This window comes from Sorangium sp. So ce185, from assembly GCF_051526825.1.
In the GTDB taxonomy this organism is placed as follows: Bacteria; Myxococcota_A; Polyangia; order Polyangiales; family Polyangiaceae; genus Sorangium; species Sorangium cellulosum_D.
On record NZ_CP150316.1, the window covers coordinates 8,209,996 to 8,227,978 of the forward strand.

The window sequence follows — 17,983 nt, forward strand, 5'->3', positions numbered from 1 at the left end:
CCCTCGTGGAGGAGCTGAAACAAGCGGATATCGGGTCGGACGGCGCGGACCCGCTGACGATCGCGCTCACCTGGAGCTCCTACACCATGGATCTCCTGGGCCGGACGCGGGACGCAGACGCGCTCCTCTCACGGCTCGAGGGCCTCGCACGGGCGTACGGAGACGAGAGCCCCTTCGTGACCATTGCATATCATGTCCTCCTGTCGATGCGGGCGGGCGTGAATGACGATCCCTTCGGCGCGCTCGAGCACGCAAGGAGGGGCAAAGCGCTCGCCCGGCAGAGCGGCCAGCGGCGTTATGAGGCCATCGCGGGCCTCTTCGAGGCCATGAATGCCTGGTATCTCGGCGCGGCCGAGGACGCTGAGCGGATGCTCGGCGCGCTGCCGATGGCCGACGGAGAGCTCGGTCTTGGCTCGACATACCGGTCCTTTGTGATGGCCTGGCTGCTGGCGGATCGCGGGGCGCTGGCCGAGGCGCGGTCCTACGCGGTGCAGCTCCTCCCGACGGGCGGTGACCGTGGCCTGCCGCTCAAGGAGGCTCGGGGTCGCTGGCTGCTCGCGGAGGTGCTGCGCCGCGCGGGCGACCTCGATGCCGCGAACCACGAAGTGCAGGCGGCGATCGCGACGTTCGAGCAGATCTGTCCGCTGGACGTTCCCGGTGCCCTGGCCACGCTGTCGGCGCTGCGGCTCGCGGAGGGCCGGACGGACGAGGCCGTCGCCGCGGCGGCGGAAGGGTTGAGCCGCTACGCCTCCATGCGAATGTGCAGTCACTTCTTCCGCGGATCGTATCTGCGCCTCGTGCACGTCGAGAGCCTCGAGGCCTCCGGGCGCCACGCCGAAGCGCGCGCCGCGCTCGCGGAGGCGCGCAGCAGGCTTCACGCGATCGCCGCCCAGATCAGCGAGCCCGCCTACCGATCGAGCTTCCTCGAGGGTGTGCCCGAGAATCGGCGCACGCTCGCGCTGGCCAGCGAATGGCTCGCAGATGGCTCCTGAGTCGGCGCGCGCTGAATCGTCGAGCTGTACTCTCTGTCGCTTCGAGGACCTTCGTCCTCGCAGAATCGCGCGATCGCGGTCCCGGGGATGCGCTACGAAGGCGCGCCGGCACGCAGGCGCGCGCGGGGCTGAGAGGACGGACCATGGTCGAGGAGACGGTATTCCAGGGCGGGGTCAACACCGTGCGCCGGCGCGGGGACCGGGTCCACCGGCCCGCGACGGCGGCGGCGCCGGCCATCCACCGGCTGCTGCGGCACCTGCGCGCGGCGGGCTTCGACGCGGCGCCGGAGCCGTTCGGCTACGACGACGAGGGGAACGAGGTGCTGTCGTACCTCGAGGGCGACGTGCACAACGCGCTCCCGGCCGAGCTGCGCACGCCCGAGCTCCTCACGTCCGCCGCCGCCTTGCTGCGCCGGCTCCACGACGCGAGCGCGACCTTCGCGCCGGGGCCGGACGACCGGTGGCAGCTGCCGGCCCGCTCGCCGGCCGAGGTGGTCTGTCACGGCGATCTCGCGCCCTACAACTGCGTCGTCCGCGCCGGCCGCGTGGTCGGCTTCATCGATTTCGACAACGCCCACCCGGGGCCGCGCGCGTGGGATCTGGCCTACGCCGTCTACCGGTTCGCGCCGCTGCACGCGCCGACCAACCCGGACAGCGCCGGCAGCCCGGAGGAGCAGGCGCGGCGGGCCGCCGCGTTTTGCCGCGCTTACGGCGTCGCGGCCGGGGCGGAGCTGCTCGACACGGTGGTCGACCGGCTGGCGGCCCTCCTCGCCACCATGCGAAAGCGGGCCGAGGCCGGCGAAGCCGCGTCCCAGGCGCACATCGCAGCCGGCCACCCCGCGCTGTACGAAGAGGACATCCGCTACCTGCGAGCGCAGCGCGAGCGGCTGCTGCGGGGCTTCGCCGCGCCCCACGGCGACCCGGGGTGATCGCGGAGCCGCAGGCCACCCGCGGTGCGCGCGGCCTGCGCGGCGCACCGGCACCGCCGCTCGGCCGAAGGGCGGGCGCTATGGTGGCCCCGCTGCCCCTCGTGTACCCTCGCGCCCGCAACCGGGGGCGCATGGAGCAGCCAGAGCCGAGATCCAGGGTGCTCGTCGTCGATGACAACGAGCAGAACCGCGCCCTGGCCCAGGCCACGCTCGAGGACGAGGGACACGAGGTCGTGCTCGCCGTCACGGGCGAGGAGGGGATCCAGCAGTTCGAGCGCCACAGGCCGGATTGCGTGCTGCTCGACGTGCGGATGCCGGGCATGGACGGCTTCGCCGTGTGCGCCCGGATCCGCGCCCTCCCCGGGGGCGAGAGCACGCCGATCGTGTTCCTGACGGCGCTGCGCGACGTCGACACGTTCGACAGCGCCCTGCGCGCCGGCGGCGACGACTTCCTGACGAAGCCCGTCCGCCCGTCGGAGCTCCTCGCGCGCGTGCAGGCCGCGCTGCGGCTGCGCCGGCTCGGCGCGGAGCTGCGCGAGCACGTCGAGCTCGTCCGCCAGCAGCGGGACGCGCTCATGCGCCTCCAGCTCCAGAAAGAGCAGCTCACGGCCTTCGTCGTCCACGACCTGAAGAACCCCGTGAGCAGCATGGACCTGCACGCGCAGTTCCTGCTCCGGGACCGCGCGCTCCCGGAGCCGGCGCGCGACTCCGCGCGGCAGATCCGCGATCAGGCGCGCTCCCTGCTGCGGCTCATCTACGACCTGCTCGACATCAGCAAGAGCGAGGAAGGGCGGCTCGCCCCGGAGCGCGCGCGCGTCGACCTCCGCGCGCTCGTCCACGAGGCGTTCGCCGCGCTCGACCTGCGCGCGAGCGCCGGGTCGATCGCGCTGCGCGAGGCCATCGAGGCGCCCGCCGTCCAGGCCGACCCGGACCTGCTCCGCCGCACGCTCGAGAACCTCCTCGAGAACGCCATCCACCACGCCCCGGCCGGCACCGCGGTGACCGTGAGCGCCGCGAAGGACGGCGCCGCGGTGGAGATCCGCGTGGCGGACGCGGGGCCGGGCGTCCCCGCCGAGATGCGCGCGCGGGTGTTCGATCGCTTCGTCCAGCTCGGCGGCGGCGACGAGGCCGTCCACCGCTCCGGCCGCGGCCTCGGGCTCGCCTTCTGCAAGATGGCCGTCGAGGCGCACGGCGGGACCATCCGGATCGAGGACAACGCGCCCGGCGCCGTCTTCTGCGTGAGGCTCCCCGATGACCCGTGAACTCTCCTCCAGCGAACGCCCGTCTCCGCCCGACCAGGCGCACGGCGGGCCCGGCGCCCCAGCGCTCGACGACGGCACGTTCCGCCTGCTCATCGACGCGGCGCCCGACGCCATGGTGGTCGTCGACGAGCATGGGCGGATCGTGTTCGTCAACGTCCAGACCGAGCGGATGTTCGGCCATGCGCGCGGCGAGCTCGTCGGGCAGCCCATCGAGCTCCTCCTCCCGGAGCGATTCCGGGGGGCGCACGTGGGGAACCGCGCGGCGTTCACCGCCGCGCCCAGGGCCCGCCCGATGGGGTCGGGGCTGGAGCTGTTCGGGCTCCGGAGGGACGGCAGCGAGTTCCCGGTCGAGATCAGCCTCAGCCCGCTGACGACCGAGCGGGGCACGCTCGTCTCGAGCGCCATCCGCGACATCAGCGACCGCAAGCGGGTCGACCTCGCGATGCGGCGGCTGGCCGCGATCGTCGACTCGTCCGAGGACGCCATCATCGGCGAGGCGCTCGACGGGCGCGTCGTCAGCTGGAACCGGGGCGCGCAGGCGATCTTCGGCTACACCGCCGAGGAGATGATCGACCGGCCCCTCACCGTGCTCGCCCCGCCGGGGCGGGAGGGCGAGGTGCTGCGGACGCTCGAGCGGCTCAAGCGGGGCGAGCACATCGAGCACTTCGAGACGGTGCGCCGGCGCAAGGACGGCAGGGACATCGACGTCGCGATCACCGCCTCTCCGATCCACGACGCCCAGGGCAAGCTCGTCGGCACCTCGAAGGTGGCCCGCGACATCAGCGAGCGGAGGCGCCTGGAGGCCGAGGCGAAGCGCACGAGCGACCTCCTCAGGAGCGCGGTGGAGAGCTTCCAGGGCGCGTTCGCCGTGTTCGACGCGCAGGATCGGCTCGCGCTCTGCAACAGCGCGTACCGGCACTGGCTCGGCGCGCGGGTGAGCGGCCCGATCGTCGGCCGGAGCTACGCCGAGCTCATCGACGAGGGCATCGCCGCGGGGCTGTTCGCCCTCGGCGGCGAGCCGCCGGCCGCCTTCCGCGCGCGGCTCCTCGCCTACCACGCCGAGCCGAGCGGCACGCTGGATCTCTGCACGAGCGACGGGCGCAGCCTGCGCGCGACCGAGCGGCGGACGGCCGAGGGCGGGACCGTGTGCACCCTCTGGGACATGACCGGCGACGTGCAGCGCGCGGAGGAGCTCCGCAAGGCGCGGGCCCTGGCCGAGGCGGCCAGCTCCGCGAAGAGCGAGTTCCTCGCCTCGATGAGCCACGAGCTCCGCACGCCGCTCAACGCGGTCCTCGGCTTCGCGCAGCTCCTCCACCGCGACCGGAAGACGCCGCTCACCGACCGCCAGAAGGAGCGGATCGAGCATGTCCTGAAGGGCGGCGAGCACCTGCTCAAGCTGATCGACGACATCCTGGACCTCTCGCGCATCGAGGCCGGCCGCGTGACGGTGTCGATCGAGCCGGTGAACGTCCCCGAGGTGCTGGACGAGGTGAAGACGACGCTCGACCCGATGGCCCAGCGCGCCGGCATCGAGATCGCCCTCGCGCCCTTGCCCGCGGAGCTCCCGAAGATCACCGCGGATCGCACCCGCTTCGCGCAGATCCTCATGAACTACGGCTCGAACGCGATCAAGTACGGCCGGCGGGGGGGCCGCGCCACGATCGCGGTGTCGAGGCCGGAGGACGGCGTCGTGCGGGTCTGCGTGGCGGACAACGGCATCGGCATCCCTCGCGAGCAGCACGCGAAGATCTTCCAGCCCTTCCAGCGCGCCGGCCAGGAGACGGGGCCGATCGAGGGGACCGGGATCGGCCTCGCCATCACGAAGCGGCTCGCGGAGCTCATGGGCGGCGGCGTCGGCTTCAGCAGCGTGCCGGGCGAAGGCTCGGAGTTCTGGATCGAGCTCCCGGCGCACGAGGAAGCGCCGGAGAGCGCCGCCCCGGGGCAGGCGGACGCGCGCCTGGAGGCGTCTCCGCTCGCCGGGCCCGGCGGCGTCCGCCATTCGGTCCTCTACGTCGAGGACAACCCGTCGAACATCGCGTTCATGGAGGAGCTGATCTCCGAGTTCGAGCGCGTCCGCCTGATCACCGCGCCGAACGCCGAGATCGGCATCGAGCTCGCGCGGTCGCGGCGGCCCGAGGTCGTCATCATGGACATCAACCTCCCCGGGATGAGCGGCTACGAGGCCGCGCGCAAGCTCGAGGAGTGGCCGGAGACGCGCGACATCCCCGTGATCGCGCTCAGCGCGGCGGCGATGCCCCGGGACACCCGCCGCGCCGAGCAGGCCGGGTTCTACCGCTACCTGACCAAGCCGGTGCGGGTCGACGAGCTCACGGCCGTCCTCGAGGAGCTCCTCGTCCCCGGGGCGCGCTGACGGTGGCCGGATTCGAACATGAAGGCGGGAAGGCGGCGAGAACAGATCACTGTTCTTCCTGTCTTCCCGCCTTCATGTGAATCACTCCGGGGCCAACTGGGCCACCCCCCGGCGGCCGGCGCCTATTTCAGGAACGCATCCCGGAGGTGCTTGTTCACATACGCCGGCTTCTCCCGCATCAAGAAGTGCCCGCCATCCTGCACGTAATGGATCGTGTAGCGGCTGTACCAGGGCGTGACGAGGTCGGTCCAGGCGGAGGGGACCACGGGATCCCCCATGCCTTGCAGGAACGTCACGCGGCAGTCGGAGATGGTCCGGTCGAGCGGGGTCCAGGGCTGGCTCGTGATGGACAGGTTGGCGCGGTAGAAGTTGAAGCCGCCGTGGATGTTGCCGGGCTTCATGAAGTTGTCGACGTAGATCTCCAGCTCTTCCCCCTGGAAGAGACCCTTGTTGTGCGACCAGTGGTTCAGGAAGTGACGGAAGTAGGTGCGGCACGCGTCGCGGCTCGAGCCGACCAGCTCGACGGCCATGTCCAGCTGGTGGAACTGCGAGTACCATGACTCGGGGAAGTGGCCGGGGCTCAGGTATCGCCCCTCGAACCCCGGCGTGATGGGGTTGATGATCGCGGCCTGGATCACCTTGTCGCGGTGCTTGCGCACGAATTTGTGCAGGACGAGCGCGGAGTAGTCGTGGCCCGCGAGGAGGGCCTGCTCGATGCCGAGGTGGTCGAGCAGCTGGGCGATGTCCTCCACGACGCGATCGAGGTGGAAGAGATCGATGCGCGAGAGATCCGGCTTCTCGGAGTCGCCGTAACCCCGCAGGTCGGGCACGATGACATCGAAGCTCTCGGCCAGGGGGCCGATGTTCTTGTGCCACTCCCACCAGAAGCCCGGCCAGCCGTGGAGCAGGATGAGCGGCCTCCCGCGCCCCTCGCGCACATAGTGCAGGCGGATATCCGCGAGCTGGGCGTGGTGATGGGTGAAGTGTTCGGGGCGTCGCAACGTCATGATCCGCTCCTTTCGGGACAGGCGCGCTGGGGTCGCGCCGCGGCGTGGCAGGCGGCGGCCAGGAGACGCGAACGCGTTTCCGGGTGTCAAGGCCGCCCCGCCCGGCGCCAGCGCAGGGTCGGCTCATCGCCCCGTCCAGACGGCGAGGAGCGCGTACGCGATCGCCACGGCCTGGATGACCGTGAAGCTCAAGAGGCCGGCCGGCAGGAAGTCGAAGAAGCCGAACCGGATGGGCTTGCCGTCGAGGTCGCGCAGGTCGGCCCGCTCCGTGAGCGCCTGCGCGAGCGGGCCCGACGTCGCGGCGGTCAGGAAGAGCGAGCTGCCCGCGCAGACCGACAGGGCGAGGCCGACATAGACGGCGGGCCCGGGCAGCCGCTCGGCGAGCGACTCGGCCACGTCGAGCAGCGCCGCCATGCTGGGGCCCGCCGAGAACAGCCCGGTCAACACGCCGGCGAGGACGAGGAACGCGACGAGCTGGAGCGACGGCGCGACCGGCAGCCGCTCCAGCGAGCGCGAGACCTCCTCGAACAGGCCGGTGCGCCGCACCGCCGCCACCATCACGAAGAGCGAGAGGAGGAAGAGCACCGCCTCGATGTCGAGCCCCGCCCTCGCGAGCCGCTCGCCGAGCCTGCGCGCCATGAGCAGCGCCGCGCCGGTGCCGAGCCAGCACACGAGCTCCGGGCCGACGCCGAGCTCCGCGGGCAGGAACAGCCACGCGACCACCATCGCGGAGAGCGACGCCGCCGCCGGCACGAGGAGGCGCCGATCGACGCGCACCCGCCGGTGCAGCGCCTCCATCGCCGCGCGCGTGAGCCGCGCCGAGACCGGATCGCGCGGCACGCCAGCGGCCGGGCGCACCACGGCGCCCACGACGAGGAGCAGGAGGGCGAGCGCGAAGAGCGTCGCCGGGGCGGCGCGCGAGAGGTAGGCCCCGAACGTCATGCTGCCCCGGCCGAGCAGCAGGATGGCCGGGAAGTCGCCGATCGGCGTGGCGGCCCCGCCGAGGTTGCAGGCGACGAGCAGGAGGCCGAGCAGCCAGGAGACGTACCGCTGCCGCGTGCCCATGAGCTTGAGCAGCACGTGCAGCACGGGCAGGACGAGCACGAGCGCCGTGAGGTTGTTGACGACGCCGCTCACGAGGTACATCGCGATCGAGAACACCAAGATGACGCGGAAGGGCTCGGCGCCGCTCAGCCGCGTCGCCGCGACGGCGAGGCGGTCGAAGAGCCGCGAGGCGGCGAGCAGCTGGGACAGGAGCCCCAGCGTCACGAGGATGACGAGCACGTCCCACGGCACCTCGGCGAGGAGGCGCTGCGTCGTCGCGACCCCCAGCAGCGTCGACGCGAGGGAGGCGAGGGCCGCGCCGCCCGTCACGATGAGCACGCGGCGCGACGGCAGGAGCGCCTGGAGCAAGAGCGCGCCGAGCAGGACGACGAGGAGCGCGGCCTGGGGCGCCGTCACGTCGCCTCGCGCGCGGGCGTGGGCGCGCGCGGGCGAGGCGACGCGACGGCCGCGGCGGCCCCGTGCCCGGGCGGCGCCGGCCGCACGAGGCACGAGAAATCGGCCGGGCTCGTCTCCACCATCCAGCGCGGGTACACCGTCATGGGCCGCCCGAGGATGTCCCAGCCGATCAGCGAGCGGAACTGGGTCCGCACGTCGGGGCCCGAGACGCGCAGCCACGAGGGGCTCACGTGCGCCGCGTGCCCGTCGGTGCCGTAGACGAAGGTGAGCAGCGCGCTCCTCCGCCCGGCCCAACGGTGGAGCTCGGACAGCTCCACCGGCGTCATGAGCCCGTCGTAGTTCGCGAGCACCCGCCGGAAGTCGGGGTCGAGCCCGCCCCCGTCGGTGACGAGGCCCGCGTCGACGCCGGAGAGCCGCGGCACGAGCGCGTCGAGGCAGTCGGCCTCGAGCCCCACGACGAGCAGCCGGGTCACGCCGCGGAGCGCGTCGAGGACGCCCGCGGGGTCGAGCGGCGCCTCGGCGCCGCCGGAGAGCCACTGCTCGGCGATGAAGTCGAGGACGGGGAACTCGCGCCCGAGCTGGTCGCGGGCCTCGCCGACGAGCGGTGCGCCGCCGGCCGCCATCAGCTCGCGCAGGAACAGCCGCGCCGCCGAGCGCATGCCCAGCTCGGCGGCCACCATCCGGAACGCCTGCCCGAGCGCCGGCGGCAGCGCCATCAGGCCGGCTCCACCCCGGCCCCGACGCGGGCGCGCCCAGCGCGCGCGAAGAGGGCGTCGAGCAGGCAGATCATGGCGGCGTTGGCGAGCGCGTGGTGCGGCGGGCCGTCGGTGAGGCAGTCGACGAGCGCGGCGAGCTCCGGCGAGCCCTTCGGGGCGAGGCGCGCCAGCGGCGCGAGCGGGATGGCCAGCGGGTAGTCGTGCTCGCTGCCGCGCGCGAGGTGCGGCGGCAGGCGGATCGGGACGGGCAGCGCCTCGCCGCGCGGCGCGCCGCCCTCGTCCGGGCCGAGCTCCTCGAGCAGGAGGCCGAGCAGGCAGAGCAGCGTGTAGCTCGCGCCGCGGTGATGGATGGGGCCCTCTCCCACGATGCACCGGACCACGAAGTCGCGCTCCTCCGCGTCGGGCATCCAGGGGGCGAGGAGCGCGTCGAGCCTGCCGGGGCGGATGAGCGCGGACACCGCGGACGAGGGCAACGGAGCGTGGCGCGGGCCATGGTCGCGAGGCGGTCGGGGCGGAGGCATGGGGCATCTCAGCGTAGCTGCTCGGAACGGCCCGGATCCAGGCTTGATCGAGCGCGCCACGCGCGCGAGGCGGCGCGGGCTCGACCACCGTGGCTCGCGACGGCGCCGCGAGATCGCCGTCCGGCGCGCTGCGAGGTGGATCCGGCCGCTACGCGCCGCTCGTCGGAGGCTCTCTTCACGCGGCAGGATCGCGCGGGGTCATGCGTACATCGGTGGTGTACACAACGCGTCTTCCGGGCGCGCGCCACCCCGGCATCCAGAGATCGGGACGGCGTACGGAGGCCGTCAGTCGACGAACGATCCCGCGTACAACCGGCGCGACGAACGGCGTCGCCAAGGTCGCGGCCGAGCGGCCCGGGGCCGACATCGCCGACCGCTCAACACCGTGGCAGGGCCGACCTACATCGCGCCTTGAGCTCCTCCACGCGCCGTACACACCGCGGCTTTGTCCCACGCAGAGCCCGCTCGTCGGCCGATATCCGATCTGCGGCGAGGCCGATTTCACTCGACGAAACCGCGGGAGTTCAGCGTAGCGTGGCAGTATGACCCTGCGACGCGATCATGTCCTCTCCTGCACGACGCTCCTGCTCATCGCATGTGGACTGGCCGGGTGCGGCAAGGCCTCCACGCGACCCGCGGCCGCCCCCGACGCCGCGGCCGCGCCGGACGCCGAGCCCGCGACGCTGACGCTCCGGCGCTCGGCGGACGACATCATCCTCGCGGCGAAGCTGCCGCCCGAGACCGCGCCGCGCGCGTCGCTCGAGATCCACCGCCTCGACGCCTACGCGGTGTGCAACGCGGCGCAGGCGCGCCTCTCCGCCAGCGTGGACGTGGACGTGGACGCGAGCGCCAGCGCCGGGCCGAGCGCGCTCACGGTGTCGAGCCTCGTCATCGGCGGCCTGGGGCTCGCGGGCGGGATCACCACCACGGTGCTGGCCGCGGGGCTCGAGGCGCCGAAGGTCCCGGCGGGCACGCCGTCGCTCCCGGACGCCGAGCCCCCGGACGTCGAGGGCAAGACCGGCGTCATCGTGGCGGGCGTCCTCACCGGCGTCGTCGTCGTGGGCGCGGTGGTCGGCACGCTGCTGCTCGTCGGAGGCGACGACGACGACGACGACGGGCGCAAGGGCAAGCTCGACCTCGGCGCCGGCGGCCCGCGCCTGCGCGGGCTCCGCGACGCGATCCGCGATTTCGAGGTCTCGTGCCCGGACGAGCCCGCGGAGGACGCCCTCACGGCGTGCATCGACAAGGCGCGCGCCCTCCGGAGGACCTGCGCAGCGCGGTGATCCGCGGAGAGCGCGCCGCCGTCACCGGCTCCGGCGGAGCGGACGCCGCCCCGCGCGCGGGCGCGGCGGGGCTTCGGGCGCGGGGCTCGGCGGCGCGGGGCTCGGCGGCGCATCGCCCGGCGCCGCCGCGAGGCCCTCGAGGATGAGCCGCGCGCCGTAGCGGAACCGCGCGTCGAGATCGGCGTCGGCCATGTGCGGGAACGCCGCCGCGAGGTGCGGATACGCCCCGCGCGCCATCGCCTCCCGGAGGTGCGCCGGGTCGGCCTTGCCGCCGCCCACCCCGCCGGCCGGGGTCATGGCCTGCTCTTCGAGCGTGAAGCCGATCGTGTAATAGACAAGCGTCCACGCCCCCCACGCCGCGGCGCGCGGCGACAGCCCGGCGTCGCCCAGCGCGCCGAGCAGCATGTCCGAGAACCGCAGCGTGTTCTCCTGCGTGACGTAGGTCCCCGCGAACACCCGCGCCCCGTCCCGGTGCGCGAGGAGCGCCTCACGGAGCCGCCCGGCCATCTCGGCCGCCCGGTCGCGCCACGTCGCCCCCTCCGGCGCGCGGGCAACGCAGCCCTCCAGCATCGCTTCCGCCATCGCGTCGAGCAGTTCCTGCTTGTTCTTGACGTGCCAGTACAACGTCGCCGCCTGCACGTTCAGCTCCTGGCCGAGCCGGCGCATCGTCAGCGCGTCGAGCCCGACCTCGCCGAGCAGCCGCAGCGCCGTCGAAACCACCTGCTCGCGTGTCAGCCCCATGCCCGCGCCTCGCTCTCCCCTTCCCCGGCTTCCCCGGATCCTCGCGCCCGGAAATCGGGCCAGCGCCTTGACTCTAACACCGTTCGAGTCACTCTAACAACGTTCAAGTCGTTGTTGGACGTGGAGGCTTCGATGGCGATGGATGCCGAGGTGGTCGTCGTGGGGGGAGGTCCGGTCGGCCTGATGCTGGCTTGCGAGCTCGCGCTCGCGCGGGTGCGGGTGCGGGTGCTGGAGCAGCGGCCCGCGCGGATGCAGGAGTCGCGCGCGCTCACGCTGCACCCGAGGACGCTGGAGATCCTCGACCAGCGCGGGCTCGTGGATCGCTTCCTGCGCCGCGGCGCCCCGGTGCCGGCGGCGCACTTCGCGGTGCTCGAGCCGCGGCTCGATCTCTCGCGCCTCGATACGCGGCACCCGTACACGCTGTTCCTGCCGCAGGTCCAGACGGAGGAGCTCCTGGAGGAGCGGGCCCGCGAGCTCGGGGTCGAGGTCCTGCGCGGCCACGCGGTGGTCGAGGTCTCGCAGGACGAGGGGGGCGTCTCGCTGCAGGTCGAGGGCCCCGAGGGGCGCTACGGCGCGCGCGCCGGCTACGTCGCGGGCTGCGACGGGGCCGGGAGCGTGGTGCGACGCTCGCTCGGCATCCGCTTCCCGGGCAGCGACGCGACGCGGACGGCCTTCCTCGGCGACGTCGAGCTCGCGGAGCGCCCCGCCCGGCCCGTCTCCCTCGCGGGCCCGGCCGGCGCCGTGCTCCTGGTGCCGCTCGGCGACGGGCTCCACCGCTTCGTCGTGCACGATCCGCTGCGGGCCCACGCCGACCGGTCCGAGCCGGTGACGCTGGACGAGCTGCGGGGCTCGGTGCGGCGGATCCTCGGGACGGACTTCGGCATGCGCGGCGCGCGCTGGCTGTCCCGGTTCGGCAACGCGACGCGGCTGGCCGAGCGGTACCGCCTCGGGCGCGCGCTCCTCGCGGGCGACGCCGCGCATATCCATTTCCCGATGGGCGGCCAGGGGCTCAACGTCGGTCTGCAGGACGCGATGAACCTCGGCTGGAAGCTCGCCGCCGCGGTCAAGGGCTGGGCGCCGCCCCACCTGCTCGACAGCTACCATGACGAGCGCCACCCCGTCGGCCGGGCGCTGTCGCGCAACACGGAGGCGCAAACGCAGCTCATGGATCTGTCGGATCCCGGCCTGGCCCTCCGCGAGCTCATGAGCGACCTGCTCGCGATCGACGCCGTGAACCGGCGCCTCGCCGGGCAGATCAGCGCGCTCGACGTCGCGTATCCCCCCGCCGAGGGCGCGCCGGCGCACGCCTCGGTCGGCGGGCGGGCGCCCGACCGCGCCCTCAAGGCCGCGCGCGGCCCGGCGCGCCTCCACGCGCTGCTCCACGCGGGCCGGTTCGTGCTGCTCGACCTCGCCGGCGACGCCGATCTCCGGGCGGCGGGCGGGGCCTACCGCGATCGCGTCGACGTCGTCCAGGCGACGCTCGTCGACCCGCCGGCCGAGCTCGCAGCTGTGGATGCCCTCCTGGTCAGGCCGGACGGGCATATCGCCTGGGCGAGCGACGGGTCGGGGCGCACGGCGCGCCTCGAAGACCTCAGGAGCGCGCTCGCGTACTGGTGCGGGCACGAGACGCGGGAGGAGACGAGCGCGAGCAGCATCGCCCCTGTAATCATCGGGCGGACGACATGAGCCTCAGTGATACGTCCCGGTCGCCCACAAGGCTTTCCCTTCGAGCGAATAGATAACAACGTTTCCGTCATCTTGAACGACGAGATGAGCGCCAGGGTGCCCGTGCGTCCCGGTCGCCCAGATCGCGCGGCCGCTGTGCGCATACAAGACCAGGTTGCCGTCTGCTTGCATGAAGCAGCCGGTTATCGCTTTACCATCCGTATTCGAGGCCCAGAGGGCGCGACTGCCGCCCCTGATATAGAGTACGAGGTTCCCGTCCTCTTGACAGACGAGAGTATAGACGCTGTTGTTGGAGGTCAGAAAATCCCCCTTGTTCAGCACCTCGTTGGGACCCAGCCTATCCTTCGCTTCGGCGATCGAGGCGAACGACGTCAGGCCAGCGGTGACGGCGACGACGAAACATACAATCTGTCTCACTTGAGCCCCCCTGCTGCGATCACTCCCAGATCTCACCTTCGACTACATACCACACCTTGAGACGGCCGCTTGTGCGTCCAGCGGCGGCTGGAGCGGCCTGGGCTCAGCGTACGGGTGACGGATACCCGCCGCGAGGAGCCTGGGCGGAGTCATGCGGGGAGACAGGAAGGCACGGAGATCGACCGGAGCCAGGAGGCCGGGGGCGCCGATCCCGCCCGGGCCGAGGCCGGCGTGCTGGCGCGCTCCGACCCGCGAGGCGAGCGCTGATGCGCCCCTCGGCTCCGCGTCGAATCTCCCTCCGCTCCGGCGCAAACTCGAATACACTCCACGACCCGAGATCCCCCGCAGGGCGGACGAGCGATAGCCCACGGCTCCAGCGCTCGATCCGCGTTGCCGCGCGCGGCCGAGCCGCACGGCCTCGAGGAACGACATGAAGCGCATCCATCTGTTCGAGCTCGAAGACTTCAGCTGGTTTCCCGGGTGGATGCGGGCCTGCATGACGCGCCTGATCGTGACCGTACACCGGGCGCTCGGATCGAGCGACGAGCTGGCGGAGCTGGTCGCCCGGGCGCTCCGTGAGTCGCGCTCCACGAGCATCGTCGACCTCTGCTCCGGGAGCGGGGGCCCGATGCTCGACGTCCTGGAGCGCCTGAACCAGAAGCCGGGGTTCGAGGGCGTCACGCTGACGCTCACCGATCTCTACCCCAACGCGGAGGCGGCGGCGCGCATCAACGCCCGGGAAGGGAGCAACGTGTCGTACCGGACGACCCCGCTCGACGCCACCGAGGTGGGCCGCGAGACGGCGGGGCTCAGGACCATGATCAGCAGCTTCCACCACATGAGACCGGAGAGCGCGAGAAAGATCCTGGAGACGGCCCAGAGGAGCAGACAGCCCATCTGCATCTTCGAGATCAGCGACAACAGCTATCCGGCGTTTCTCTGGTGGACCGCCCTGCCGGCCAACTTCCTGATGTGCCTCCTCATGACGCCGCTGGCGAGGCCCGTGACCGCGCGGCAGCTCGTCTTCACGTACCTCTTCCCGATCATCCCGCTGTGCTTCGCCTGGGACGGGGCGGTCTCGAACGCGAGGACCTACACGCTCGAGGACCTGGACGAGCTCTTGCGAGGGCTCGGGGACGAAGGGTACCGATGGGAAAAGGGGGTGATCGGCGGCAGGATGAAGAAGATCTACCTGCTCGGCATTCCCACCCAGGTCGCCGGCGACTGAGCCGCTCCGACGCGGACGAACCGGTATGTACCGGTCGTACGCCTAGCGGCGCTCGCTGGCGGGCGGCCAGCGGCGCCGCTTCCCTGTCGTGGAGGTCTGCGGCCGGGTTAAGGTCAGGCCCTGGTTCGCGTTCCGGATTGCCCCCTACTATCGACGTGCGGTCATCGATGTAACGTCGGATGCGCAACCGCGATTCGCCTGTCCGGTTGCGGAGGGGAGCACGATGACCGAAGCGAATGGATCGCTTGGTTCGCTGGACGATTTCATCGCCCACTCTACGGAGATGCTGTTCGTCGCGAGGGGCGACGGCGCGCTGTTGCGATGGAGCGAAGCGCTGGGCCAGGCCGTCGGACCTGCGCTCGCACAAGGGACCACGTTGACAGAGCTCTTCCACCCGGAGGACCGCCGCACGCTCACGACGAGCTGGGAGCAGGTCCGCGGAGGCGCCGCCCCCGTGGAGCTCCGCGGCCGCGTCCTGAGCGCCGAGCAGCGCTACAAGCCGCTCTCGTGCGTCGTGCGCGGCGCGCGCACGGACGGGCTGGTCTACGGCTCGTTCCGCGACGCGCCCCCCGGCGACGGCGCCCAGGGCGAGCTGGCCCGGCTGAGGGAACGGGACCGGATCCTCGGCGCGCTCATCAACGCTCTTCCCATCGCGGTGTGGGCCATCGACGCCGATGGCACGTACACCTACCACGACGGCAAGGGGCTCGCGGCCGCCGGTCATCGGCCTGGACAGCTCGTTGGACAGAACATCTTCGCGCTTTACGGCGACATGGCGGGCGGCATCGAGCGCGCGCTGGCCGGCGAGGCGGTGCACGGGCTGTCGGAGGTCCACGGCTGCGTGTGGGAGAGCTGGATGGTCCCGCTCTCCGAGGCCGCGGGGCGCGTCCGCTCCGTCGTCGGGTTCTCGCTCGACGTGACGGAGGGCCAGCGCGCGCACGAGGCCCTCCAGACGAAGCTCGACGTGATCGAGGCGCAGCAGCGGGTCATCCGGGAGCTCGCCGCGCCGATCATCGAGGTCTGGGACGGCGTGCTGGCGCTGCCCATGATCGGCGTCGTCGACAGCGCGAGGACGGCCGAGGCGATGGAGAGCCTGCTCGAGGCGATCTCGAATCGCTCGGCGCGCTTCGCGGTCCTGGATCTCACCGGCGTGCAGGTCGTGGACACGAAGGTGGCCGATCACCTGATCAAGCTCGTGAGGGCCATCCAGCTGCTCGGCGCCGAGGGGATCATCTGCGGCATTCGCCCGAACGTGGCGCAAACGATGGTGGCGCTGGGGCTCGACCTCAGCGCCATCGTGACCAAGGCCAACCTGCGGGCCGGCCTCACGCACTGCATGCAGCGGCTGAGCCGGCGCCCGGCGTCGCCGCGATCGAGCCCGTGACCGGCGCGCCGCCCCGCGGCGCCGCGCAGGAAGCGACACCAGCCCTGGCGCCGCGCGGACGCCCGGCGCCGCGGACGGCCGGGCGCCTGGGCTCAGAACAGCTCGATGTCGTCGAGCTCGAGGGACGCCGCCTGCCCCGCGGGCGTGCGCCAGATCAGGGCCATGACGTTCCACGGGTCGAGCGCCGCCGGCGTGCCCCACCCCCGCTGCAGCAGCTCCGACCAGCGCACTTCCACGGTGATCCAATCGGATCCGGACCAGAGCTCGGTTCCATGATAGTCGAGGCAATTCGAGCAGTATCCGCCCTCGGGCACGGTGAGGATCGAGCTGACCTCGAAGCGGATCGGGTAGGACAGGGAGCGCATCTTGAATCGGATTCCCTGGAAGCTCGCCACGTTGACCGACCACGGGTCGAAGTCGAGCATGACGCCGGCGCCCCACTCGGTGGGGATCGCCGGGGAGTAAACGCCGAGCGCCGTCCCGGTGCCGGGCCCTGCCGACGGGACCAGCTCGACGTACGGGATGGTCGCGTCGAGAATCGCCACCCACGGCCCGGTGAACGGCGGCGAGATGCCGGCGTACGGCGCGCCGCTTATGAAGTCTCCGTCGTCGAAGCTCTCGATGAGGATGGCCGGCGTCGCGCAGAAGGGCAGCCATTGGCAGTCCGGATCGCTGCAATCCGCGAGCCCGTCCCCGTCGTCGTCGTAGCCGTTGCTGCACGCCGCGTCGGTGCTCTCGCCCCACACCGTGCAGACGGGCTGCCCCTGGCACTCCGGATCGCTGCAGTCCGCGTACCCGTCCCCGTCGTCGTCGTAGCCGTTGCTGCACGCCGCGTCGTTGTCCTCGCGCACCGGCTGGCAGTAGGGCTGCCACTGGCACTCCGGATCGCTGCAGTCCGCGTACCCGTCCCCGTCGTCGTCGTAGCCGTTGCTGCACGCCACGTCGGTGTTCTCGGGATAGGGCACGCAGACGGGCAGCCACTGGCAGTCCCAATCGCTGCAGTCCGTGTACCCGTCCCCGTCGTCGTCGTAGCCGTTGCTGCACGCCGCGTCGTTGTCCTCGCGCCATGACGCGCAGAAGGGCTGCCACTGGCAGTCCCAATCGCTGCAGTCCGTGTACCCGTCACCGTCGTCGTCGTAGCCGTTGCTGCACGCCACGTCGGTGTCCTCGCGCAATGGCGCGCAGAAGGGCTGCCACTGGCAGTCCCAATCGTTGCAGTCCGTGTACCCGTCACCGTCGTCGTCGTAGCCGTTGCTGCACGCCACGTCGGTGTCCTCGCTGAGCGCCGGCGTGTCGTCGACCCCGATGGCGATGTCGAGCGTCCCCTGGCCGACGGAGATGACATCGCCGTCCGACCGGAACTGAAACACGACCGTCGCCGCCGCGCCTTCGTAGATATAGACCGGCGTCGGGTTCGGCGACGTCAGCGTCGCCTCGACCTGCTGGTAGCCGCCGCCGGTCCACCGCTCGAGGATCCAGCCGGGCTCGAGGTAGACGTCGTAGTGGCCGACCGGCAGCACCTCCGTGAGCACCGCCGTGTCGCCGTCTCCATGGACGAGCCGGTGCGTCGGACCGTAGAGGTTGAACCACGCCTGGGATAGGCGGTAGGTCGCGCCCGTGGCGCTGGTCCCGACCAGGGCGAGGCTGATCGAGCCAACGTCGGAAACCTGCTCGGCGACGTCCGGCGCCTCCGGTCCGCAGCCGACCGGGATCGTGAGCGCCGAAAGAACCGAGCAGACGAAGAGTTGTCGCAAGTATCTCATGATGACTTCGTATCAGAGACGCTCGCGCACGAAAAGCGCGTTCGGCGGACGCGCGACGACGGCGCGCGGCCGTCTCTCGTGCCGCGTGTCTCGTGCCGCGTGCCGCGCGAGCGATACGCTTCACGACCGGGGGAGAGCCTTCGCGGCCGGGGAGAGCCGCTCCGTGTCGGGGAATGTCGCAAGACGTACGCCTCCACGCGGTCGGCCCCCGTCGCGCGAGGC

Annotated in this window: 15 protein-coding genes; 8 read left to right on the forward strand and 7 right to left on the reverse strand. The window is 72.1% G+C overall.

Annotation, left to right across the window (positions count from 1 at the left end; genetic code table 11):
- The first annotated feature begins 5 nt into the window (after positions 1–5).
- The 4 genes from WMF26_RS30080 to WMF26_RS30095 all read left to right on the forward strand — a co-directional run bounded on the left by WMF26_RS30080 (position 6) and on the right by WMF26_RS30095 (position 5,554).
- A complete protein-coding gene (locus tag WMF26_RS30080) occupies positions 6–992 on the forward strand; it encodes a hypothetical protein (RefSeq protein WP_437995504.1) in 987 nt (328 codons plus the stop codon).
- Positions 993–1,135: 143 nt separating this feature from the next.
- Complete coding sequence (locus WMF26_RS30085) at positions 1,136–1,921, forward strand: phosphotransferase (protein ID WP_437995505.1); 786 nt, start codon at positions 1,136–1,138, stop codon at positions 1,919–1,921.
- A 158-nt stretch (positions 1,922–2,079) separates the two neighbouring features.
- The gene (locus WMF26_RS30090; RefSeq protein WP_437995506.1) at positions 2,080–3,183 is read left to right on the forward strand and encodes a hybrid sensor histidine kinase/response regulator; all 1,104 of its coding nucleotides are present in this window, start codon (positions 2,080–2,082) and stop codon (positions 3,181–3,183) included.
- The gene (locus tag WMF26_RS30095) at positions 3,173–5,554 is read left to right on the forward strand and encodes a PAS domain S-box protein (protein ID WP_437995507.1); all 2,382 of its coding nucleotides are present in this window, start codon (positions 3,173–3,175) and stop codon (positions 5,552–5,554) included. Before WMF26_RS30090 ends, WMF26_RS30095 begins: the two co-directional genes overlap by 11 nt.
- Positions 5,555–5,676: 122 nt before the next feature.
- Here WMF26_RS30095 and WMF26_RS30100 read toward each other — a convergent pair whose 3' ends face one another.
- From WMF26_RS30100 to WMF26_RS30115, 4 genes are all read right to left on the reverse strand, one after another.
- A complete protein-coding gene (locus WMF26_RS30100; RefSeq protein WP_437995508.1) occupies positions 5,677–6,561 on the reverse strand; it encodes an alpha/beta fold hydrolase in 885 nt (294 codons plus the stop codon).
- Between the two features lie 123 nt (positions 6,562–6,684).
- A complete protein-coding gene (locus WMF26_RS30105; protein WP_437995509.1) occupies positions 6,685–8,022 on the reverse strand; it encodes an SLC13 family permease in 1,338 nt (445 codons plus the stop codon).
- The gene (locus WMF26_RS30110; RefSeq protein WP_437949661.1) at positions 8,019–8,738 is read right to left on the reverse strand and encodes a hypothetical protein; all 720 of its coding nucleotides are present in this window, start codon (positions 8,736–8,738) and stop codon (positions 8,019–8,021) included. The genes WMF26_RS30105 and WMF26_RS30110 overlap by 4 nt, the downstream gene beginning before the upstream one ends.
- Positions 8,738–9,196, reverse strand: coding sequence for a hypothetical protein (locus WMF26_RS30115; RefSeq protein WP_061627361.1), 459 nt, complete (start codon positions 9,194–9,196; stop codon positions 8,738–8,740). Before WMF26_RS30115 ends, WMF26_RS30110 begins: the two co-directional genes overlap by 1 nt.
- Before the next feature lie 605 nt (positions 9,197–9,801).
- Here WMF26_RS30115 and WMF26_RS30120 point away from each other — a divergent pair.
- On the forward strand, positions 9,802–10,542 hold the full coding sequence (locus tag WMF26_RS30120) for a transcriptional regulator (RefSeq protein ID WP_437995510.1): 741 nt from the start codon (positions 9,802–9,804) through the stop codon (positions 10,540–10,542).
- A 21-nt stretch (positions 10,543–10,563) separates the two neighbouring features.
- On the opposite strand, the gene WMF26_RS30125 is transcribed toward WMF26_RS30120, so the two are convergent.
- On the reverse strand, positions 10,564–11,283 hold the full coding sequence (locus WMF26_RS30125; RefSeq protein WP_437995511.1) for a TetR/AcrR family transcriptional regulator C-terminal domain-containing protein: 720 nt from the start codon (positions 11,281–11,283) through the stop codon (positions 10,564–10,566).
- Positions 11,284–11,421: 138 nt separating this feature from the next.
- Between WMF26_RS30125 and WMF26_RS30130 the strand changes: the two genes are divergently transcribed.
- Complete coding sequence (locus tag WMF26_RS30130) at positions 11,422–12,969, forward strand: monooxygenase (RefSeq protein ID WP_438002464.1); 1,548 nt, start codon at positions 11,422–11,424, stop codon at positions 12,967–12,969.
- 3 nt (positions 12,970–12,972) lie between these two features.
- Here WMF26_RS30130 and WMF26_RS30135 read toward each other — a convergent pair whose 3' ends face one another.
- Entirely contained in the window at positions 12,973–13,386 is a 414-nt protein-coding gene (locus WMF26_RS30135; RefSeq protein WP_437995512.1) for a lectin, read from the reverse strand.
- 430 nt (positions 13,387–13,816) lie between these two features.
- On the opposite strand from WMF26_RS30135, the gene WMF26_RS30140 reads away from it, so the two are divergent.
- Together WMF26_RS30140 and WMF26_RS30145 are read left to right on the forward strand one after the other, a co-directional pair.
- On the forward strand, positions 13,817–14,614 hold the full coding sequence (locus tag WMF26_RS30140) for a class I SAM-dependent methyltransferase (RefSeq protein WP_061624222.1): 798 nt from the start codon (positions 13,817–13,819) through the stop codon (positions 14,612–14,614).
- Between the two features lie 223 nt (positions 14,615–14,837).
- Positions 14,838–15,998: an STAS domain-containing protein gene (locus tag WMF26_RS30145; protein WP_437995513.1), complete on the forward strand. Its 1,161-nt coding sequence runs from the start codon at positions 14,838–14,840 to the stop codon at positions 15,996–15,998.
- Between the two features lie 92 nt (positions 15,999–16,090).
- Here WMF26_RS30145 and WMF26_RS30150 read toward each other — a convergent pair whose 3' ends face one another.
- Positions 16,091–17,761, reverse strand: a complete 1,671-nt coding sequence (locus WMF26_RS30150; RefSeq protein ID WP_437995514.1) for a hypothetical protein — start codon at positions 17,759–17,761, stop codon at positions 16,091–16,093.
- Positions 17,762–17,983 lie beyond the last annotated feature (222 nt).

Excerpts from the sequence above, each read along its gene's own strand:
- WMF26_RS30095 (WP_437995507.1), top strand. The coding sequence starts at position 3,173 with ATGACCCGTGAACTCTCCTCCAGCGAACGCCCGTCTCCGCCCGACCAG.
- WMF26_RS30145 (WP_437995513.1), top strand. The coding sequence starts at position 14,838 with ATGACCGAAGCGAATGGATCGCTTGGTTCGCTGGACGATTTCATCGCC.
- WMF26_RS30085 (WP_437995505.1), top strand. The coding sequence starts at position 1,136 with ATGGTCGAGGAGACGGTATTCCAGGGCGGGGTCAACACCGTGCGCCGG.
- WMF26_RS30125 (WP_437995511.1), bottom strand. The coding sequence starts at position 11,283 with ATGGGGCTGACACGCGAGCAGGTGGTTTCGACGGCGCTGCGGCTGCTC.
- WMF26_RS30130 (WP_438002464.1), top strand. The coding sequence starts at position 11,422 with ATGGATGCCGAGGTGGTCGTCGTGGGGGGAGGTCCGGTCGGCCTGATG.
- WMF26_RS30150 (WP_437995514.1), bottom strand. The coding sequence starts at position 17,761 with ATGAGATACTTGCGACAACTCTTCGTCTGCTCGGTTCTTTCGGCGCTC.
- WMF26_RS30120 (WP_437995510.1), top strand. The coding sequence starts at position 9,802 with ATGACCCTGCGACGCGATCATGTCCTCTCCTGCACGACGCTCCTGCTC.
- WMF26_RS30110 (WP_437949661.1), bottom strand. The coding sequence starts at position 8,738 with ATGGCGCTGCCGCCGGCGCTCGGGCAGGCGTTCCGGATGGTGGCCGCC.
- WMF26_RS30140 (WP_061624222.1), top strand. The coding sequence starts at position 13,817 with ATGAAGCGCATCCATCTGTTCGAGCTCGAAGACTTCAGCTGGTTTCCC.
- WMF26_RS30100 (WP_437995508.1), bottom strand. The coding sequence starts at position 6,561 with ATGACGTTGCGACGCCCCGAACACTTCACCCATCACCACGCCCAGCTC.